This is a genomic window from Acinetobacter sp. 1294596 (assembly GCF_000582925.1).
Lineage (GTDB): Bacteria > Pseudomonadota > Gammaproteobacteria > Pseudomonadales > Moraxellaceae > Acinetobacter > Acinetobacter radioresistens.
Genome location: NZ_JFCC01000048.1, coordinates 1 through 22,142 on the forward strand (window position 1 = coordinate 1; position 22,142 = coordinate 22,142).

Consider the following 22,142-nt stretch of genomic DNA (forward strand, 5'->3'; position numbering starts at 1 on the left):
ACACGAATAGCATTACAGAAGACAGCGTACCTAATCCAGTCAGTGGCAACGTACTGACAGGAGGCGTATCTAGTGGAGATACAGCTGATACCCAAGGCGCAGACAAAGCTAACGTCAGTGGAGTACAGGCTGGAACAGTTGCGTCAGGTGAACACGTAGCAAATGGCGCATTGAATACAGCAGTGAATGGAGAATACGGAACATTAATTCTCCGTGCTGACGGTAGTTACACCTACCAATTAAATAATAACAATACGGATGTAAATGCCCTTAAAGATAACCAAAGCCTCCAAGACGTATTTAGCTACACCATTACCGATGGAGATGGAGATAAATCGACAGCGACCATTACCATCACCATTAACGGACATACCGATGGCGCACCTAACGTGGTTATCACTGATCATAATGGATCAGCGCTTGGTGCGAACAGCATTGCCGAAAATGCAACGACCCCAGTACAAGGCGAGTTTACCGTCAACGCAGCAGATGGACTGAAATCTATCACGATTGGTGGCACGACCATTCTGACCAGCGAACTCTTGGGTCTATCCCCGACCACACCAAAAACAATCATAGGTACACAAGGAACACTGACCCTTACCGACTATGATCCAGTAACAGGCAAAGTCAGTTATAGCTACCAACAAAGTGGCACCAGCAAAAACCACAGCGGTGGTGATAGCAGCGTAAGTAATAGTTTCCCAATTATAGTGACAGACAATGCCGATGAAAGCTCAGTAGCGACTGATCTGATCATTCTCATTACAGATACTGCCCCAGAAGCGAAAGCTGACACAGGCACAGTGACAGAAGACGGTACAGCACTTGAAGGAAACGTGATCACAGGTGGTAGTAGCAATAGTGCAGATGTTGCTGACCGTTTAGGTGCAGATGCAACACAAGTGACAGGAGTCAGCAAAGGAAGCTCAACAACAGAACAAACAGATAATGTTGGTGGAACAGGACTTGCAGGTGACTACGGCACACTGATACTCAATAGCGATGGTAGTTACAGCTATACCGTTGACCCAAATAACGCAACCGTGAATGCATTAAAAGATGGAGGCAAGCTCACAGAAACATTTAGCTACACCATTAAAGATGCAGATGGGGACTGGAGTACCACGACATTAACCATCACCATTAACTGACATACCGATGGCCTACCAAGCATTACACCGAACGATCAGAACGGTAGCAGTGTTGGTGGTCAGATTACAGTGTATGAAAGTGGTCTAAGTACAGGTAGTAACGCAAGTGCAGCGAGCGAATCTGCCAGTGGAACGATTCAGATCAATGCAGGAGATGGCTTAAGCAGTATTAACATAGGCGGACAGAACTTTAGCCTTTCACAATTACAATCACTGAGTAGCAGCAACCCATCGGCAGCGATCAACGTCGTTGGTGGAACCATCGTTCTAAATGGTTTTACGGCAAATAGCAGTGTAGGTGGTATCCCAACTTCAGGTAGTTTGAGTTATACCTATACTTTGAACAATGCCCAGACACATAGCGCTGTTGGAAATGATGATTTACTTCTGAGTGGCATTCCACTGAGTGTCACAGATGCAGGAGGGGTAACCACAACAGGTAGTCTGGTTGTACAAGTGATTGATGATGTTCCAACTGCTGTGAATGATAGCAATAGCATTCCTGTAGGTAGTTTGGCAGTAGTTACTGGTAATGTGGTCAGCAACGACACGAAAGGTGCAGATGGCGCACGAGTAACTACAGTAAAATCAGATACTGCTGGTGGGGCAGATGTCACGATTAATCCAGTTGGAAACTATCAAGTTAGTGGTCAATATGGCACATTAACGATTCATTCCGATGGTAGCTATAGTTATGCACGTAATGCAGGTTCAGCTGGTGGTGTAAGTGACGTATTTACTTATACTTTAACGGATGGCGATAACGACACATCAACAGCACAATTGACAATCAACATTGCTGATGCAACCCCGACCAGTACAATACCAACGGCTGGTGGTGCAACAACGACAGTCTATGAATCTGGTTTAAATGATGGTACAGAAGCTTCAACCAATAAAGAAACCACCAGTGGCACAATTAGCTTTACCTCTCCAGACGGTCTGGCAGCCAGTGATGCCATTAAGCTGGGTGGACATACTTTAACTACCACGAATCAGAGCTTTTCAGATGGTCTAACTGCGCGTTATGAATACAATGCAGCAACTGGAACGGGGACGATTTATTATAGTTATACCTTGCCTGTAAAAACGAGTGGCGATAATACAACAGCTACTTTCGCTGTTGAAATCAAGGATGCTGATGGAGATAGTGCAACAGCAGGGAATTTGGTCATCAATATTGTTGATGATGCACCAATCACCGTAGCGGATACAGGAAGTGTTACAGAAGGCGCGCTTTTGACCAAAGATGCAGCCAGTGGTGTACTTTCTAGCGACCAGTCAGGTGCAGATGGTTGGGCTATTGGTGGTGGTGTAGTCGGTGTTGCTAAAGGCAATACAGGTACAACTTCGAGTACTGGAGTAGGAACAAGCATCACAGGTGATTATGGTACGCTTACATTAAATGCCAATGGTAGTTATAGCTATCAAGCGGATCCAAACAAAATAACAGCCAATGCACAGGATGTATTTACTTATACAGTGTGTGATGCTGATGGTGACTTAAAAACATCTACCCTTACCATTAATGTGCAGGACGTTACAGCCAATCCATTAACTACAGTGGGTAGCGTACGTGAGGATGGGATCGATGCCAATGATACTCAGCCTGCGGGAACAGATGCGAGTAGTTCTAGCAATATTATTAATGGTGATTTGAATCTACAGACGGGTTGGAAAGCACAAGCAGAAAACGGCACTACAGCAAATGGAACGTATACCGTCAATTTAGATGGTACTTATAGCTTTACTTTAACTTCAGCAACCAAAGATTTAGAAGGCAATGAAACCAATAGCTTCACTTACACTGCTGTAGACCAATATGGCAATACGGTCACCAATACCGTAACCATTAGCATTGTCGACGATAAACCTAAAATCAGTGAGAACGATGCAAAAGTTGGTCGTATAACTGTTGATGAAACTAATTTTGGCTCAGGTTCTGTTTCTGCAACAGATGCTAATTTTGTCAAAGATGTATTCACCCCTGTGTATGGTGCGGATGGTCAAGCTACAAGTAATGCGTTGATTTATACACTTAACATTAGTTCCAAAGGTGTGGATAGCGGATTAGATACCACCAGTGGCCAAAATGTCTTGCTGTATAAAGTAGGTAATCAGATTGAAGGACGTGCGGGTAGTGAATCAGGCGATGTGGTATTTCGTATCTCCATTGCTCCGACCACGGGTGCTGTTACCTTAACTCAATCAAAAGCACTTAAACATCCCGTGGGCGGTTCTTCTTATGATGAAAGTCTTTCTATCAGCAATGCAGGTTTAATTACCCTAACTGCAACTGCTACAGATGGTGATGGTGATGCGGTCACCAGTGATCCTGTTGCGGTAGGTGATCGTTTTATCTTTAAGGATGATGGGCCATCAATTGGTTCTGCGCCAGCAGTAACTTCTGTAGATGAAAAAGGTCTAGCGACAGGAAGTGAACCAAACACATCGTTACTCACCGCAGAAGGCAATTTGAGTGTGAGTTATGGTCAGGACGGTTCAGGTAATGGCGGTGGTTTAAGCTTTGCTGCAAATCAAACTGCTTTAAAGGCAGTGCTAGATAGTACAGGTAATAGCGGTATAAGCTTTAGTATTAATGCGGCAGGTAACGTACTGACAGCCACGCGTGGCGGCAGTGATGTGTTCAAAGTCACTTTGGATATGGCTACAGGCAAATATACCTTTGAACTATTGGGTTCATTAAACCATCCAAGTCATACTACACCATTGAATCTGAATTTTGACTTTATTGCCAAAGATGGTGATGGCGATACGGCATCTGGTAGTTTCGTTGTTCAAGTGATTGATGATGCACCAAAAACTGAGATTGTGATCACGATGGATGAGGATCATAGTTATGGTCCGTTCACCACCTCAGCTGATTCACGACTTGAGAATATTACCATTCAGGATGCGAATGGTAATACCATTGCTGGAACAGATAACGGTAATGGAAGCAAAAGTTTCAGTGTTGCACATGGCACTGTGACTGTAGATGAGGCTGGTCGAATTACTTATAAACCTGCCGATAACTATAGTAACTATGATGGAAGCTCTTCGACCAGTCCCGATACATTTAAAGTACTAGTTACTGATGACAGTGGGCAAACCACAACAACCAATGTGACTGTAAATGTAAATCCAGTCGCAGATGCACCAAATTTAGCCGGAACAACGGGTGTGGGTGGTAATGTAACACTAGCAAATGTGACTACGAATGAAGATACGGCTGTTATATTGGGTCTGAAAGCACCACGTGTAATCGATGCTATTGATCAAAATGGCAATACAACAACGGGTGATAGCCCAGAACGTCTAGGCGTGATTAGCTTAAGCGGTATTCCTGCTGGCGCAGCGCTCTTATCTGGTACTGATGCTACATTATTCACATCGAATGGCGGCAATATCTCCATTTGGTTAACCGATGTTAATCATCCGACTGATGAAACCAAACCAGCAAATGCTTTGGAGATGACGTCTGCTGAGTTTGAAGCATTAAAGGTTTTACCACCTGCGGAAAGTCATGCCAACTTTACCGTAACGGTAAGTGTAACCAGTTATGAAGTTAACGATAGCGGTACTAAAGTTTCTGGTGTTAACGGTGCAACCAGTACTGCAACAGTCGTGGTCAATGTTCAGGCGGTTACGGACGGTATCGATCTGAAAATTTCAGATAGCAATAGTTTTGTTGATACAAGCAGTGCAGCACCTGTGGTTCAAACCATTGCGGAAGATACTGCACTTAATTTGACTAATTTGTTGAAAGTGACATTAGCGACTACTGGCGATAACAACACGACTGCTGACATCGACGGTAGTGAGCAACGCTGGATGACCATTACGGGGCTACCAGAAGGTACAACCTTAACTGTAGGTGGACAGCCTCACACCATTACTGCAACAGAATCGTCGGATGGCTATCGAATAGACATCCCAAATAATTACAATGGCACTTCACCAAGCTTACCATCGATTACAGTGACACCACCAAAAGACTTTAGTGGTGACATTAACAATATCCAGATCACGCTACATGCGCAGGACAGAGATAGTGATGGTGTAGGTAATGGGCCGACTACTGGAACTAAAATTACTGACAGTGTTTATTTACATCTACATGTTACGCCAGTAGCAGGTGATGTCGCAGCAGGTGATGTTTCTACCAATGAAGACACAGCAGTTGCTTTCCTGCAAAATGTAAGAGTGACGGATACGACTACTGGTACAGAAGTCATTACAAAAGTCGAATTTGAAATTCCGACAGGCTGGCTAGTGACTGCTCCAAGTAATAATGGAGGGGGGAGTACTAGTGGAGATGGTTCGAGCGGATCTCCATATACCATCACTTTTGACAATACATTGAATGAAGTGCAACGTGAGGCTATCTTGGACAGTTTCACAATTTTGCCGTCAGCACACAGTAGTCAAGATGCAACCATTCAAGTAAGGGTAACATCAACAGATACCAATGGTTCTGATACAAATATCCAGACTAAACCACTTGATGTAAAAGTCACTGTAAATCCTGTTGCTGAAATCGTGGGTACAGCTGACCTGACCATGACAGATGGTCACATTTACACGACAGCAGGTGCAGAAGACACATGGTATACACTGGGTACTGACAGTGGATTTGACCTTGCCAATGACTGGACGAATCAGGACGCAGATGAACTGACTTATGCACATTTAACGCCTGAGTTAGTTTCAGGGGATAGCTATGCGACAGTCATCGGATCACAATTCAAATGGATAGATTCTGGTGTTGAATATACTGCAACTTATACAGGCACACCAATTGATGTACCTGTTAGTGCATTGTCAACATTACAGTTCTTGGCTCCTGAAAATGTATCGGGTACCTTTAAAATCAAAGTTGAAGCTTATACAGTAGACTATGATGACAATGAAGGGACGGGTACACCAGCGACAGCAGTATCAGGTGAAGCTTGGTTAGAAAATATTATCATCAAACCTGTTGCTGATGGTATTAATACCTTGTCATTAAATGGTCGTGCGATTGGTTTGGAAGATACGCCAATTCCACTGTCTATTACGCCAAGAAGTTCTGATCCATCAGAAACCTTTAATATCACCATTTCAGATATTCCTGCTGGTGCAAAAATTATCTATGACGGCGTAGAACAAACGATTACTAACAGTTCAGTCACGATCTCTAACTTTAGTACATCTACGCCACTGACGATTACTCCACCTTTTAACAGCAATGTAAACTTTACCTTAAGTGTTACTGCGACGGCGACGGATGGTAGCGACACATCTGCTTCATCTAGTCCGCTCTCTATACCTGTTACAGTTTATGGTGTAGCAGATACACCGACAATTACCTTAAAAGATTATGACAGTAATCAGTCTGGTGTACAGTCTTATACAACCACTGAAGCTAATCTGGATGGTACTGCCCAGCATAAAGTGTCACTCTCTAATTTGATTGAAAATGTTTCATCGATTGATAATACAGATGGCTCAGAAAGCTTTACCCTTCGTATCACTGGCTTAGCCAAAGATTTCAATCTGGGTGGACCAGCCACTGTTTTGGTCACTGGCACAGGTGAAGAACGTGTCTGGGTGATTAAATCAACAGATTTAAATCATGTATTTATCACAGTACCAGAGAATTACAGTGGCAATGTGAATTTCAAAGTTGCAGGCGTTTCTACTGAAAATGATGGTGATTCCAAAACTGGTGCATTAACTGACGTTAATTTCACAGTGACACCTTCTGCCGAAGCAGAAGCAACGACCAGTGCGACACTGGTTGAAGATGAAATTACGACCCTGAATTTTGGCATTGTTCATGTAAATGGTGACAATGACGAAACTTTGGGACATGTTTGGATTGCACAGAATCAGGCGGCAGGTGCAAACTATACTTTATATCTAGGTACAGGCACATCGGCTGTTCTCTTAAGTGATGCAAGCTTAACAATCAAAAACATTGATGGGGTGGACTACTACGAATTGACTGCTGAACAAGCTCAAACCTTGGCAGCTAAAGGTGGTGATCAGCTTGATGGTGATCAGGGCTTCTTCACTTATAAATATGAAGTGACCGATAAGCATTATGGTTCGGTGCAAACCGCACCAGCGGACACGGTGGTTAAAGAGGGACGATTAAAATTAACGGCGAGTGCAGTTACCGATGCTGTTGAGTTATCTGTTACTGGTATTTTTGGAACAAGCAATACCACTTCATCAGAGCAACATGCAAATGATGATGCTACTCCAGACACCGCAACACTGACTGCAACGGATACTGTGACCGTTAATCTGAACGTCGCTTCGATTGACCATGATGGCAGTGAACACGTGGTTCGTATCTTGATCGAAAATGTGCCAGAGGGTGTAACTGTACAAGGTGCAAATGTTCAACAGATAGGTGCTGGTACATGGGTACTGGTCTATCAGGCAAATAATGCACCTTCAATCAACGCACAGGGTGGTATTGATGTACCAGTCACTTTCAAGATTGGTTCCGACGCGGATGGCTTAACAGACCATCCGATTAAGATAACTGTACAGACACAAGATCTAGGGTCTGATTTGACTGCTATAACAGACATCAAATCTGATTCAGTGACATGGTATCTAAATACAGATTTTGCTGAGGCTCCAGGCAGTAAAGCACCGCTTATTGACCAATGGCAATATAATGGTGCATCTGCTACGGAAGATACACCATTTAAATTAAGCGATGTGGTAGATCAAGCCATTACCATTCAGGATAATTCGGCAAGCAAATTGTTTACTGTCACCTTGAAAGATTTACCAGCAGGTACAATCGTCAATGGTATGGTACAAACCATGATCGATACAAATAATGATGGTAACCCTGATACCCCAGTATGGACAGCAAGTGTTACGGTAGATCCGAATGCCACTGATGCCGAAGCCGAAGCTGCTTTGCAAAATCTGTTAGACAGTATTGTGATCACGCCACCAGCAGACTGGAATGATAATGGTCAATCTGGACAGTTCCATTTCGTTGCGACACTTACGACTTCGGTCTTGGGTGGCGCTACCGAAGAGGCAACGATTCCGATTCAAGACATGACGATTCCAATCGCTCCTGTGACGGATAATCCGATATTCACCATGTCTGGAGATAGTATGGTGGGTGAGGGTGCGACAGCAATCACAAGTTCTATTACACTCGACCCTGCCGATGGAAGTTTTGGTAAGGTTGTCGATGGTAAAATGTATGTGCAAGTCAATGCTGCTGATACAACCGATGCCATGGAAGGTGGTCAGCTATACACCACGGGTAGTACAACACCACTTGTTTTACAAAGTGTAGATATTGATGGTGATGGTACAACTGATGGTGAGTTCTACGTCATTGACATTGATGAAAATGGCGGAACAGTAGGCTTAACGTATACCATGCCAAATGGTGAGAAAACTGTACCAGGTAATGTATCATTTACTGCTTATGCAAAAGTACAAGAAGACGGTGCAGATGTTAAAGCAGTCAGTGTCAAGGGTTCTGTGGAAGTTCAACTGATCAATAATGGTGTAAATGTTGTTTCACAAAACTTTATTGGTAATGAGTCAAAACTGGCAACTAAAGCCAATGCAATTGAGCTGACTGGTGCAGGTGGACTAAGCGTGAGTTTGAACGATTCAGATGGTTCAGAGTCTTATGGTGCAATTTTGCTATCTGATGTTCCAAATGGCTTCTTGGTTTATGTCGGAAATGATGCGGCATCCGCAACGCTTGCAAGTAATGCAGGTGGTGATGGCACAACCAACACTTGGGTACTCTCAGAAAGTGGTGGACTACCAGCTTATGTTGCGATATTACCGCCGATACACTGGAGTGGTACTGTTGGAAACTTACAGTTGGTTGTAACTTCTGGTGAAAGTAGCTTATCTCCTTTAACTGAAACCAAAGACATTGGAGATTTGGTGGTTAATGCCGTAGCCAATGGCGTTGATATCAAACCGACTCAAACTTTCGGTAAAGAAAATGAGATTATTCCACTTACCCTGAATGCATCGATGCATGATCCAAAAGTTTCAGAAGTTGCAAATGACAGCAGTACTGAAACTATGACCATTAAACTCACAGGTCTGGGTCAATATGCCTCTTTTTATATCGATGGTGTACAGATTTCATCTAGTCAAATTACAGTAAGTGGAACTGGATCAAGTACGACTTATACCATTACAGGTTTAACCCAAAGCAATATAGATAAGTTAGGCTTTAAACAGGCGAAAGCAGCTTTAACTGATCAGGATTCAGCGACTGCAGGTACACAAATCGGGGTAGAAGCATGGACAGTTGAAAGTGGTGCTGGAAATAGTGAATCTGCTCATGTTTTTACGAACATTACTGTAAATATGACGGCCCAAAAGGCTACAACAGGTAATGATACCTTGCTATATACAGCAAGTAGTATTAATGCTGGAGCAGGTACAGATACGATTCAGCTCCGTTCTGGTGAAACTGTATCAGGTGCTACTTTGGCAGCAAATCTGAAGAATGTTGAAGTGCTGGATTTGTCTGTAAATGGAGCAAATAATATCACTAGCCTGACAGCATCACATGTATTGACCATGACTGATGCGGCACATACCTTGAAGATCAATGGTACTGCTGAGGATACTGTTGAACTTGGTTTAGGCTGGACACAAAGTGCAACCAATAATGGTTATGTGACATACATCAGTACCGTATCGGGTACGGCTGTCACTTTGCTGGTGAGTGAAAATGTTTATACCCAATCTGGAGTAAATCCATTATCAGCGAGAAGCTTCAGCGTAGCTGAAACCAGTTCGGATGATGTGATTGTGGCCAAAGCGGGTAACGATACCATTACGACGGGTCAGGGTCACGATACATTGATTTATAATGTGCTAGATGCGAGTGATGCCAAAGCGGGGCATGGTATTGATCATTGGACAGATTTCGGTTTTGGTTCTACCGCAACAGATAGCAATGCCGAAACGATTCAATTCTCATCAGAATTCTTTAATGATTTGCTTAGTGATAGTGATTTGACATCATCTCATCTTTCACAAGTCGAAAAATTCATTAAGGTTGACTATGATGCAGCAACTGAATCTGCAACCGTGAAAGTAGATCGTGATGGTGAAGCAAATGGTTCAAATTATCAGGATCTTTTGGTCTTAGAACATCAAACTTCGAATGTAACGCTTGCAGAGCTGTTAAATAATCATCAAATTACGATTGGCTAACTTATCGTGTTTATGAATAAAAGTTGCCCCATCCGTGGGGCAATTTTTATGCTAGATGTGAATAATTTCGCTAAATCATTTAATGGCAAAACAAAATTCCAGTACAATGCTTGAGTTTTGATTTTCCTCATCATTATTATAGTCGTGAAACAATATCATGAATAAACGGGATGTATTAATAAAGACGAGTTTATGTTCACTTCTTAGCCTTTATATGCCTTTACTTTATGCAGCGTCTGGTCAGGAAATTGCAACTTCTTTAAAAGATAATTTACAAGGTGTATTTACCCCAAAATCGGATGATCATTTTAATAAAGTAGATCTTAAACAGCTCTCAAATTTTGATGTCGATACCTCAAAGTTTGATGAACTTCCTGTTATCGGTTCAACACATTCCAATACGGTCAATACTGCGGGATTGAGCTTGGTAAGCCCCACTTCAAGAACGCTTGATATTTCTGAGGCAGTGAAAATTGCGGTTCAGCGACATCCTGAAATTAGTCAAAATATTGCGAGTCTTGCTTCTCAAAATGCCAATATTGATGTGGCTAAAGCTGCATATTATCCTCAATTATCGGGTGGTATTTCGACTGGAGATATGACTTCTGGCGAACGCGGTCGGCAGTTATTAAGTCTTAATGCGACACAGATGGTCTATGATTTTGGTAAGGTCAAATCCAGTGTGGATATTCAAAAAGCCAGATTAGCATTGCAGCAGGCGCAAGTGCTGGTCAAGATTGATGAGGTTGCACTTGAGGTTGCAAGTGCAATCGTGAATCTAAAACGCTATGAGGAAGTCTATCGCATTGCACAGCAGCAAGTAGATGGGATTGCACGTATTGCTGAGATTGCCAATTTGCGTGCAAATGCTGGCATTAGCAGTCAGGCAGATCCCGTGCAGGCGAAGTCGTATCTTGAAGCTTCCCAATCAAATTTAATTGCTCAACAAACACAATTAAGACTGTATCAACAAAAATTACGGACTTTACTGGGCTTTGATATCAGTCGGATCAACTGGAAAATACCTGAAAATGTAGTCACTGAATCAAAGATTTTTGAAGCACCTAAAATCAATACGATTCCTACGATTATGTCTGCTCAAGCAGAAGTAAATGTCGCAAAAGCACAGAAAACTCAGACAGATCTCAGTCGTTACCCTACTTTAAATTTAGTTGGAACGCTAAGTCAGGCACTGAATGGTGTCAATCCAAACAATAACAAGGATGACGGATTTGATAGTTCAATTAAATTTGAAGCAAGCAGTAACTTCTTTCAGGGTGGATCAGTGGGGGCGCAAAGTCGCGCTGCAAGTTATGCAGAAGAAGCTGCCAAAGCCAAAGTACAAAATAGTTATATGGATATTCTGGAACAGATTCGCATGACTGAGGAACAAGTCACAAATAAACAACGGCAGATGCAGGTTTTGGTTGCCAGACAATCAACCACCACCAGAACAAAAGAATTATATCAGGAGCAATATAAGCTTGGTACGCGGACAGTAGTGGACTTACTTAATGCTGAACAAGCCATTCATAGTGCAAATATGGAAATTGAAAATAATCGTTATGATATTTATGCAAATCTAGTCCAACTTATCTCGACTACAGGTCAATCACGAGATGTTTATCATCTTAATCGTCTATCCATTCAGGGGGTTAAGGTTCAGCCATGAGTACGATGAATTACCAGCCATATCTTCAGGCAATTTTATTGATTGCCAAACATTATCGTATCGAAACCTCTGAAGAACGTATCTGTTTGCAGATGGATTGGGCAGGGGCTAGTGCAGCAGATGAGGTCGTGAAAACGATTGCACGTCAGATTGGCTTAAGTGTACGTAAAAGTAAATTTTCAAAAGAGATGCTTAATCCATGGCGTTTACCAGTCATCGTGGTATTCAAGGATGGTCAAGTTGGTGTGGTTGATCAGGCAGATGTCGATCATAATGTCAGTATCCAGATGAGTGGTGATCAGGGGCTTGCGCAAAGTTTTGTTGCTTCTGACCTTCAACATGAAATTGAAAGTGTTTATATCCTGCGACCTGAAAAATCAGTTGCAGATGCGCGTATTGATGAATATATCAAACCTTATGAGAGTAGTTGGTTCTGGTCGATCGTGTTACGTGACTGGAAACGATATATCGATATTATGTTTGCATCATTAATTGCAAATATTCTGGCACTGGCAACCATTATATTTTCAATGCAAGTCTATGATCGAGTCGTGCCTTCTCAGTCAATTCCTACGTTATGGGTGTTGGCAGGTGGTGTATTGATTGCGGCAATTTTTGAATTTGTTTTACGTGTAGCGCGTATCTATTTATCAGATATTATTGGTAAACGAGCAGACTTGCGTATTTCAGATCGGGTTTTTGGTCATACGCTCAGAATTAAAAATAGTGAGCGTTCCAAATCAACAGGTACTTTTATTTCCCAAATTCGGGAGTTGGAAGGGGTGCGGGAGCTAGTCACCTCAACGACGATTAGCGCCATTGCCGACTTGCCATTTTTCTTTTTATTTTTGGTTATATTCTGGATCATTGGCGGCAATCTTTTCTGGGTCATGGTACTTGTTGTACCGCTTATGATTATTCCAGCCATATTGGCACAAAGACCACTGGCTAAACTTGCCAGAGAGGGAATGCGTGAGTCTTCGATTCGTAATGCAATATTGGTGGAATCAGTGCAAGGCATAGAGGACATTAAGCTGTTACGCGCTGAATCCAGATTCCAGAATCAATGGAATCATATGAATGAAATGTCTGCCGATATTAGTATGAAGCAGCGTAAAATAGTGGGCGTGATGACTGCATGGACGCAAAAAGTCCAAGGTCTGACTTATGCTCTTGTGGTACTTGTTGGCTGTTTTGCCGTGATTAGTGGAGAAATGACCACAGGTGCATTGGTTGCATGCTCAATTTTATCTTCACGAATGTTGGCACCAATTGCACAAATTACGGGTGTTTTGGGACGTTTACAGCAAGCCAAAGTCGCAAAAAGTAGTCTTGATGAGTTAATGAAAAAGCCAGTTGACCAACCTGATCGGGCGCATTTGATCCATCGCTCAGTATTGTTGGGTGATTATCAATTGAATGGCACTTTATTTAAATATAATCAAGATGATGCAAAACCCAATCTAGCGATTGCTCAACTAGCAATTCGGGCGGGAGAGAAAATTGCAATTTTAGGCCGAAATGGCGCGGGGAAATCCACATTATTGCAATTATTATCAGGCATGCAAATGCCGCAGCAAGGTAATATTTATCTTGATGGTCTTGATTTATCACTGATTGATCCTGCTGATATTCGTCGTGATACAGGGTTACTTAATCAGAGTGCGCATTTGTTTTATGGCACAATCAGGGAAAACCTAACTTTAGGCGCACCTTTAGCTTCAGATGATGACTTGATTCAGGCGCTCAAAATGACAGGAGCTTGGTCATTTGTACAAGATAAAAAAGAAGGTCTTGATCATCTTGTACTTGAGGGTGGCTTAGGTTTCTCTGGTGGACAACGGCAGGCTTTGTTGCTGTCACGCTTGCTTATTCGCCAACCTAATATTGTATTGTTAGATGAGCCAACAGCGTCGATTGATGATGTAGCAGAAAAACAATTTATTGATCATCTAATGAATTGGATGGGGCATCGGACTTTAATTGTTGCAACTCATCGGCGAGCTGTTTTGGCATTAGTTGATCGAATTATTGTCATGAATGAGGGGAAAATTGTGATGGATGGTCCACGCGATCAGATTTTGAGTCAATCAAATAATCAAACTCATCCATCCAGTGGGGCACAATAATGAATGAACAACCACAACAAACAAAACGTCCTGCTAAAGCTTCATTTCATGAACCACCTTTACCTAAATCGAGTATGGTCATCTGGATTATTGGCTTAGGACTTTTGGTGTTCTTTATATGGGCTGCTTTATTTAAATTGGAAGAAGTTTCTACAGGTACGGGTAAAGTTATTCCATCTTCTAAAGAGCAAATTATTCAGTCATTAGAGGGTGGTATTTTGACCAAACTCGATGTTAAAGAAGGTGATATTGTAGAAAAAGGCACCATATTGGCACAACTTGATCCGACTCGCTTTGCATCTAATGTAGGTGAATCGCAGTCTTTGCTCATTTCTTCATTGGCCACTTCGGCACGTTTACGGGCAGAAGTAAATGGAACTGCATTACAATTTCCCGAGATAGTTCAAAAAGATTCGCAATTGGTTCGTGAAGAAACACAGTTGTATAATACACGACGGAAAAATTTAGAAGAGTCAATATCAGATCTAACGACTTCTTTAACATTGGTACAGCAAGAGCTAAGAATGACTGAGCCGTTAGTTGCTAAAGGAGCTGCAAGTGAGGTAGAGGTTTTAAGGTTAAAACGTCAAGCTTCTGATTTACAAAAGCAAATTAATGATACACGTAGTCAGTATTATGTAAAAGCAAGGGAAGAATTATCCAAAGCCAATACCGACGTAGAAACACAACGGCAGATTGTGAAAGGAAAATCAGATACATTAAATCGTACAGTCTTTAGAGCGCCTGTTCGCGGTGTGGTAAAAGAAATCGATGTAATGACTTTAGGTGGCGTAATTCCTCCTAATGGCAAGATTATGACGATTGTGCCGTTAGATGAACAGCTTCTGATCGAAGCTAGAATTTCGCCAAGAGATATTGCCTTTATTCGTCCAAACCAACAAGCTTTAGTCAAAATTACAGCGTACGATTATGCGATATATGGCGGATTACATGGCAAAGTGACCGTGATATCTCCTGATACGATTCGAGATGAAGTTAAACAGGATCAATTTTACTATCGGGTTTATATTCGCACTGATTCAGATAAGCTGCGAAATAAACAGGGTAAGACTTTTGCGATTACGCCTGGAATGGTGGCGACAGTTGATATTCGCACTGGACAGAAAACAGTGCTGGACTATTTGATTAAGCCATTCAATAAAGCCAGAGAAGCGTTAAGAGAAAGATAAAGTCTTAAATTTTATGGATTTTGTAGTGATACAAAATCCTTTTTTTAATTTTAGATATCTCATTACCGCGCACGAACCACAAGCCGATAATACCCAATCAATAAAAAAATACCTGTCGCACAGCTCAAAAATATGAGTTTAGTTAAAACCAGATAAGTTTGAGTGTAAGCGTCCGCTGAACCCCATGCCTATTTTTTAATTTGAGTTGGATTTCCAGCGATGTGGCAGTAATTCTTCTATTTGGGTCGCTTTATGCGTCGGCAGCCTTTTCAGCACATCACTTAAATAGGCATACGGATCCAAGCCATTCAGCTTTGCTGACTGGATTAATGTCATGATATTGGCTGCTCGCTGACCGCTGCGCAGCGAACCTGCAAATAGCCAATTCTTACGTCCCAACGCCCAAGGTCGCATCTGGTTTTCCACCCAATTATTATCTATAGGTAGATTGCCATCATCCAGATAGCGGCTTAAAGCTGGCCAACGCTTCAGAGTGTAATTGATGGCCTTGGCGGTTGGAGAACTCGATGGCACAGTCAGTTGATGTTGGTTAAGCCATTCATACAGTTGTTGCATCACCGGTTGACTATGCTGTTGTCGGTATTCGCGGCGCTGTTCTGCCGTACCATCGGTCTTTTTCCTGAGTTCTGCTTCTATCGCATACAGTTTCTGAATCAGCACCAGTGCCTGTTCAGCGACCTGACTTTTCCCGGTCACATGCAGTTCATGGAATTTACGACGTGCATGGGCCATGCAGCCCACCTCAATGACCTGACCTGATTTAAAGCGTGCTTTATAACCACTGTAATCATCACAGACTAGATTGCCCTGCCAGCCATTCAGGAACTCTGCAGCATGCTGGCCTGAACGACTATCCTGAAAGGGCACTGTTGCAAATAGGCTGACATGATAAGCTAAATATCTTATTTATTTCGAGATACAGCAGATGAATACTGTCAACGGCAATTTAAAACTGCCGCTAACATCGGAATGATGAATCACATTCTTTGGCATGCCTCGATCATGCAATGCTTGCTCTAATGCATCGAGCACCATATCTGTATTCATTCGTGTAGATACTTTCCAGCCAACAATTGCTCGTGAGAACACATCAATAATAAAGGCGGTATAGACCCTGCCTGAATGAGTTTGAATATACGTAAAGTCACTGACCCACAGTTGGTCAGGATGATCAGCAGTAAAATTACGTTTCACTAAATCATGTGCTCTTTTTTGATCATCTCGGCTACGGGTGGTTTGTTTATTCTTACCACGCCAAACACCTTGTATACCTAGCTTCTGCATCAATCGAGCAACTGTACAACGTGCGATAACATAACCTTCACGTTTCAATTGTTGCCAGACCTTACGCACACCATATCGACCTGAACTTTCTTTCCAAATTCGTTGAATTTGTTCAGCATGATGCTCATCATGTCGATCTCGTTTCGCTCGAGGTTCTGGATTGTCAGCGAGATCTAAAGTTCGGTAATAGGTTGAAGCTGCGATCGGTAAAATCCTACAAATCGCATCAACACCATATAAGTCTTTATTGTTATGGATGAAATCCACCATTATTTGTGTGGGCGGTCGAGCTCCGCCTGGGCGAAAAAAGCGGCTGCTTTACGTAGAATTTCATTCGCACGTTGCAGTTCTTTATTTTCACGTTCCAGTTGTTTGATACGTTCTTGATCTGAAAATTGTTGTACTTTGATTGGATTTTGTTGATCCAAGTATTTTTGATACCAAACACGTAGTGTTTCAGGAGTACAGCCAATTTTAGGAGCAATTGCGGAAACTGCAGCCCAATTCGATGGATAATCTTTCTCGGATTCAATCAATAATTGAACCGCTCTTTCTCTGATTTCAGGGGTATATTTTAATTTTGTCATCGGGATAGTCTCTCAGAATATTGACTCTCCGACAAACCCGGTACGGTTCATTTCCTTTAGGACAGGCTTTAAGTCATATGTTTGAGCTGAGAGCTGATCGCCTATAGCTGGGGTCAATTTTAATCATGATTACATCAGAATCAGGATGTAACCCTACAACTGATTAGAATCCTTAAAGCCGTACACTATGAATCTTACTAACCACGATATTAAGAAAAACATCGCTAGTGGGAAAAGTAAGGTCAAATAAAACATCTTCTTTTGATAAGCTAAAATCTTTTTCTTAGTTTCCAAACTAGAAGCATGAGTTTTTAAATAGAATTGTTCATCAATGCTATTAACGAACTCAAATTTTCCACTGACTATCGCTGTTTTTTCTTTATCTGGGTAACAATCAAAGGTGTACAAATTTGGTTGAGCATAAAAAATCTGAAAGGCACATTGGTAAAACCCCAAATAGTTAAAACTTTTAGCTTCAACATACTCGGATGTCCACTTGTCCAGTGTGTATGATCTCAAAGGAAAGGGGATTACTGATAAAGAAGCCTTAGTATCTTGAAAGATAAAGATTGAATCTTCCAAATTCTCTTGTAACTTACGTTCATCCATTTTACTTATAGTAGGCTTTGTTGTATAAATATGTAAGCATCTGATTTACATAAATTTAATTTTGGATCAAAAAAATCAAAATTTTTAAAATCATATAGTTATGAAATCTTTGTGCAACAAAGCCGAAGCTAACTATAAATGATTTACCTTTATATAATTTGAATAATAATACTAATGATGTTGAAAGTTTTGAGCATGACAAAATAGTATTAGGGTTAGATCAAAATTTAAATAAATTTATATATAAGTTTAAGCAATCAAATCTATATTTTTATCTTCTAAAGCTTTTGCAGAGTCGAGAGCAAAAACAAATATTTTTTGGGGAGTTCTGTACATTAGTACATAATGATTTGCTATCTGAACAAGATTTATCGAGGAGAGAAGTAAAACAATATATTATTAATATATTTAGTTATCTCAAAAAATTAGATCTTGATAATATAAAAGTAGATCGTCCAAATCATAGTGAAAGAATTTATCTCATTTAAAGTGTATTCTAGTTTGAATAGCCAATTATCTCAGTAAGATAATTGGCTTGAGTAAAGAGTTTGGCTATCCGCTTATTCGTCGGTCATCCCAATAACATGGCACTACAATCAAATTGTTCTCATGTAACCGCGACCATAACCGGACACCTAAATCCCGCTGCATATTCTGGACTGTGAAATTGGAAATCAGCAGGGTAGATTTCATATTGTCATAACGACTATACAAAACCTTATGCACCATCTCCAGGCGTTTTTCATGCCGGTCATGCAGGCCATATTCATCAATCACCAATAAATCAAAACTGGAGAAATGGTCGATGACTTCTTTCTCAGAGCGTGAAGCATCTGACCAGGTATCCATCATTTTTTGAGCAATTTCTGCGCTGGTATAGTAGCGTGCAGATTTTGTACTGTTATGCAGAATGTTGCGAATGATTGACGCACTCAGATGAGTCTTTCCTGTACCCGGTGTACCAATGAGCAGTAGGTTTGGATAATGGTCAGAAATAATCTGCTGTGCAAAAGCCTGACATAGTTTGATGGCATTGTCTTGTGCAGGACATGCAACTACATAATTCTTGAAGCCACGATCCAGGTAGCGTTTATTGAGCCCTGAGTTTTTGATTTTCTGTTGTAGCAATCGCTGTTGCAACTCATCTGCATAGGCTGCATGTGAGTGATGGACGGTTTCTTTGGCACACAATTTACATATCTTGTGACCAGCGATTTCCATCAGGGGTATATGATGGGTAGGGCAAAGTGTTTCCGTTGTTTCTGTGCGAAACTGGAGCGTTTTAAGCATGGTATTCATGATCACTCTCCTAAATCCATTTGGAATTTTCTAAAAAATCCTCATTTTTTTCTTCAAAATTTGAAGATGAAGATGAAGATGAAGATGAAGATGAAGGGCATGATTCAAGCATGGCTTGAGTAATACTCGAGCTCTTCTCAGGAGCTGCTTGAGCATTTACTTTTCGTTGCTTGGTTGATGCTTGAGCATTACTTGCGGATTTATTCCAGCGTGCTTGAGCTGCATTTTTAGCTTTATCAGATTTCATTTGCTGATTTTGCAATGCCTGGCTTTTTAAACTGGTTAAAAAACTTGAATGAATCTGCTCAGACTCGACTTCAAACAATTCCAGAGCCATCAGCGTATTCAACAAAGTTTTAGCCTTGGTGTGCTGAGGTAATTTCGTGATGCTACATACAGTAGCTAGGTCATGAGGGATGGCACCATTTTTCCAGAAATCCATCATTAACAGCAGTGCCGCACCAATTTGTTCTGCCGTCATTCGTGCAAATTTTGCCTGTAGGTCGCCAATATAGAGTGGCATCCAAATTGAAATATCTTTATGCATATGTTCACCTTTTTATAGGTATAAAGGGGCTAAGGTCATCGATTTGATGACCTTTTATGTTTGTTTTATGAGTGAGCGAGACTCATTAAGCGGACACGGGCCTGTTGAGCTAAGTCATCGTAATGAGCTTGCCCTTCATCCAGCATTCGCTGTAGCCAAAGTCTTAATGCTTGGTGATCATCGAAGCATTTATTGATTTCCAGCAAAAAGGCCAGATTGTGCAGTTTCGGAATGTGTAGCTCATGGATTAATTCACGAGCGACCATATCTGCTTCAGGGCTGATCACCACACCACCAAAGAAAGCTTTACTATTCATGTGCAAGCTCCTCTGTAGTGAGTCTCTCCAGCATGGCTTCAAAAGCACTGCCATCGCGACGGGTAACATTCGGAATGTAGCGGCTATAGACCCGGAACAACATTTCAGTGGTTGAATGCCCCAATTGGCGAGCGACCCATTCTGGATTTTCACCTGCCGCCAACCAGAGCGTTGCTGCTGTATGACGTGTCTGATAAGCACGACGAGGCGTTAATCCTAAAAAGCGTAGCAGAGGATGCCAGACACGCTTGTTTACCAGACGATAATCGAGAGGTCCACCATCACGATTGCAGAATACAAACTCTGATTTACCATTATTTAACATTTTCTGTTGCAGAAAGGCCTGATAAACCCGATCACTCATTTGGATGGTACGGTCAGAACCATAAGTTTTGGTTCCACCAAGCTCGCCATTTACTAACGCTTCTCTGATATGGATTTCACGACGCTGTAAGTCGATATTTTTCCATTGCAGACCATCGATTTCACTGGTACGCATACCCGTAAAAAAGCGAATGGTGTAATAGGGGCGGAAGTCTTCACGCACTGTGGTAAGAATTTTATGCACCTCTTCCAGAGAAAAAGGTGTGACTTCAATCTTGCTTTCCTTCAGATTGTTAATATTTTTATAAGGCGACTCAAACTCGTATCGTTCAGCCGCATCATTGAGTATCATACGTAAAGGCGTCATGATTTGATTGATCCTCGATGCTTTCAGACTTGTTTGATCTTTTCCGTGTGTCACTTTGGCGAGAGAGGCACGGAAGTTCAGCAAGTCTGACTTCTTGATTTTCGAGAGAACCTGATTACCAAAAGCAGGAATCAAATAGTTTTTGATCACAATTGAAACCTTTTGCTGATATGAGGTTCTCCATTCAACTTGTTTCTGCTTAAACCACAATTCAGTAAACTCTTTAAAAAGAGGAACTTTGGTCTGTACAGCAATTTGCTGACTTCTTTTTTCCTTAAACTCCTCAACACGGTTACTTTTTGGAAAGTACTTTTCGTATTCAAAAGTTCCCAAAGTAATTTCAGCTTCAAGCTGTTCGAGACGTTTTTTCAAAATGCGTCGGTTATAAGCATTGTCTTCAAGATTGGTTGTCTCTCTACAACGAATGCCCATGTAGCGAAAGTCGGCAATCAGTTTGCCACTTCGTTCCCGGATGGTAGCCATCAGTTAAACCTCCTAAGCCTTATTGCAAGGCATCCATGCTTAAACCGGTGAATTTAAGCATTTCAGTTTCAATGCGTTCCCAAACAAAAAGAATTTTTCGACCACCAAAAGGACGGATGTAGTGAACACCTTCAATAAAGACACTGTCCTTCAGTTGGTTGCGGATAGTACGAGCGTCGTACTGGATTTTTTCAGCCAGTTGCTGGGCTGTGAGATAGGTATATGACATAATAGAGCCTCATATTTTTTACTAGGTAACTAGGAAAAATTATTCCTAAGACATAAATTATCATATTTTTATGTTGTTGCAAGTACTTTTTATGATTTAAGTAGGAAATTTTATGATTATTTCAAACTTGGCAGTTTTATTAGCAGAAAGGAAACTTAAGGTTGCTGATTTGGTAAGAAGTACTGGAATTAATAAATCTACTTTGCACAAACTTTATAATGATGAATCTGTACGGATTGATTTTGAAACCATTGATAAAATTTGTATTGCATTAGATGTGGGAGTGGGTGATTTATTGATTTTTAAGAAAATTGATAATAATCAAAATGATAATGACTAGTTTGGTCACAAATGGTCACATCAAAAAGTGAAATGGTCACAAATATTTGATCGTTTGGTAAAAAAAACCTTGTTTGGAAGAGAACAGGGTGATTTTTTGCTTTCAAAAAAGCTCTGAAAGTGGTGATCGATTGAGGACATTTAAGGTCAATTGAGGCCATTTTTATTGTCGTGGGCACGCCATGGTCACATCTTGGTCACAAAATACAAATTACATTAAGAATATTTTTTATTGAATCGAATAACAAAGGAAGAAGAGTTTTTAAAAAATATAATAAAATCAACAAGAAAAAAGCCCCAATCTTTCGATCAGGGCTTTTTGAATTTGGAGCGGGAAACGAGACTCGAACTCGCGACCCCAACCTT

General features: G+C 41.3%; 13 protein-coding genes, 2 pseudogenes and 1 other annotated feature. Of the genes and pseudogenes, 7 read left to right on the plus strand and 8 right to left on the minus strand.

Features of this window, described 5'->3' with window-relative positions; all coding sequences use genetic code 11:
* The 5 genes from J502_RS17165 to J502_RS13545 all read left to right on the plus strand — a co-directional run.
* Positions 1 to 1,154 (plus strand): cadherin-like domain-containing protein (locus J502_RS17165; RefSeq protein WP_249301611.1); only part of this gene is annotated, 1,154 nt, incomplete at its 5' end.
* Between the two features lie 69 nt (positions 1,155 to 1,223).
* Positions 1,224 to 10,379, plus strand: coding sequence for a DUF5801 repeats-in-toxin domain-containing protein (locus J502_RS13530; RefSeq protein WP_249301613.1), 9,156 nt, complete (start codon positions 1,224 to 1,226; stop codon positions 10,377 to 10,379).
* A gap of 157 nt (positions 10,380 to 10,536) precedes the next feature.
* Positions 10,537 to 12,051 carry a TolC family protein gene (locus J502_RS13535; protein WP_034684502.1) on the plus strand — a complete coding sequence of 505 codons (1,515 nt, stop codon included), beginning with the start codon at positions 10,537 to 10,539 and terminating at the stop codon, positions 12,049 to 12,051.
* Complete coding sequence (locus J502_RS13540) at positions 12,048 to 14,180, plus strand: type I secretion system permease/ATPase (protein ID WP_034684504.1); 2,133 nt, start codon at positions 12,048 to 12,050, stop codon at positions 14,178 to 14,180. Before J502_RS13535 ends, J502_RS13540 begins: the two co-directional genes overlap by 4 nt.
* The gene (locus J502_RS13545; protein ID WP_034684507.1) at positions 14,180 to 15,370 is read left to right on the plus strand and encodes a beta-barrel domain-containing protein; all 1,191 of its coding nucleotides are present in this window, start codon (positions 14,180 to 14,182) and stop codon (positions 15,368 to 15,370) included. Before J502_RS13540 ends, J502_RS13545 begins: the two co-directional genes overlap by 1 nt.
* A 195-nt stretch (positions 15,371 to 15,565) precedes the next feature.
* Here the strand turns inward: J502_RS13545 and tnpC are convergent.
* From tnpC to J502_RS13595, 8 genes and pseudogenes are all read right to left on the minus strand, one after another.
* Positions 15,566 to 16,252 (minus strand): annotated as a pseudogene (gene tnpC / locus J502_RS13550) (IS66 family transposase); the annotation flags it as partial.
* Between the two features lie 45 nt (positions 16,253 to 16,297).
* A pseudogene (locus J502_RS13555) lies at positions 16,298 to 17,262 on the minus strand (IS3 family transposase).
* Positions 16,871 to 16,987, minus strand: a sequence feature (AL1L pseudoknot). (Overlaps the previous pseudogene by 117 nt.)
* A 153-nt stretch (positions 17,263 to 17,415) precedes the next feature.
* The gene (locus J502_RS13565; protein WP_249301616.1) at positions 17,416 to 17,871 is read right to left on the minus strand and encodes a hypothetical protein; all 456 of its coding nucleotides are present in this window, start codon (positions 17,869 to 17,871) and stop codon (positions 17,416 to 17,418) included.
* A 552-nt stretch (positions 17,872 to 18,423) separates the two neighbouring features.
* The gene (locus tag J502_RS13575) at positions 18,424 to 19,170 is read right to left on the minus strand and encodes an ATP-binding protein (protein ID WP_004835505.1); all 747 of its coding nucleotides are present in this window, start codon (positions 19,168 to 19,170) and stop codon (positions 18,424 to 18,426) included.
* Between the two features lie 10 nt (positions 19,171 to 19,180).
* Positions 19,181 to 19,717, minus strand: a complete 537-nt coding sequence (locus tag J502_RS13580) for a DUF1376 domain-containing protein (protein ID WP_034684519.1) — start codon at positions 19,715 to 19,717, stop codon at positions 19,181 to 19,183.
* Positions 19,718 to 19,782: 65 nt separating this feature from the next.
* Positions 19,783 to 20,034, minus strand: coding sequence for a hypothetical protein (locus J502_RS13585; protein WP_004835501.1), 252 nt, complete (start codon positions 20,032 to 20,034; stop codon positions 19,783 to 19,785).
* The gene (locus J502_RS13590; RefSeq protein WP_004835499.1) at positions 20,027 to 21,208 is read right to left on the minus strand and encodes a site-specific integrase; all 1,182 of its coding nucleotides are present in this window, start codon (positions 21,206 to 21,208) and stop codon (positions 20,027 to 20,029) included. Before J502_RS13590 ends, J502_RS13585 begins: the two co-directional genes overlap by 8 nt.
* A gap of 19 nt (positions 21,209 to 21,227) precedes the next feature.
* On the minus strand, positions 21,228 to 21,437 hold the full coding sequence (locus tag J502_RS13595; protein ID WP_000122748.1) for a hypothetical protein: 210 nt from the start codon (positions 21,435 to 21,437) through the stop codon (positions 21,228 to 21,230).
* 112 nt (positions 21,438 to 21,549) lie between these two features.
* Here J502_RS13595 and J502_RS13600 point away from each other — a divergent pair, with 112 nt between their 5' ends.
* Both J502_RS13600 and J502_RS17085 read left to right on the plus strand, forming a co-directional pair.
* Positions 21,550 to 21,777, plus strand: a complete 228-nt coding sequence (locus J502_RS13600; RefSeq protein ID WP_000587224.1) for a helix-turn-helix domain-containing protein — start codon at positions 21,550 to 21,552, stop codon at positions 21,775 to 21,777.
* Positions 21,778 to 21,947: 170 nt separating this feature from the next.
* Positions 21,948 to 22,142: hypothetical protein (locus J502_RS17085; RefSeq protein ID WP_212750098.1), on the plus strand; the 195-nt coding region annotated here is incomplete at its 3' end.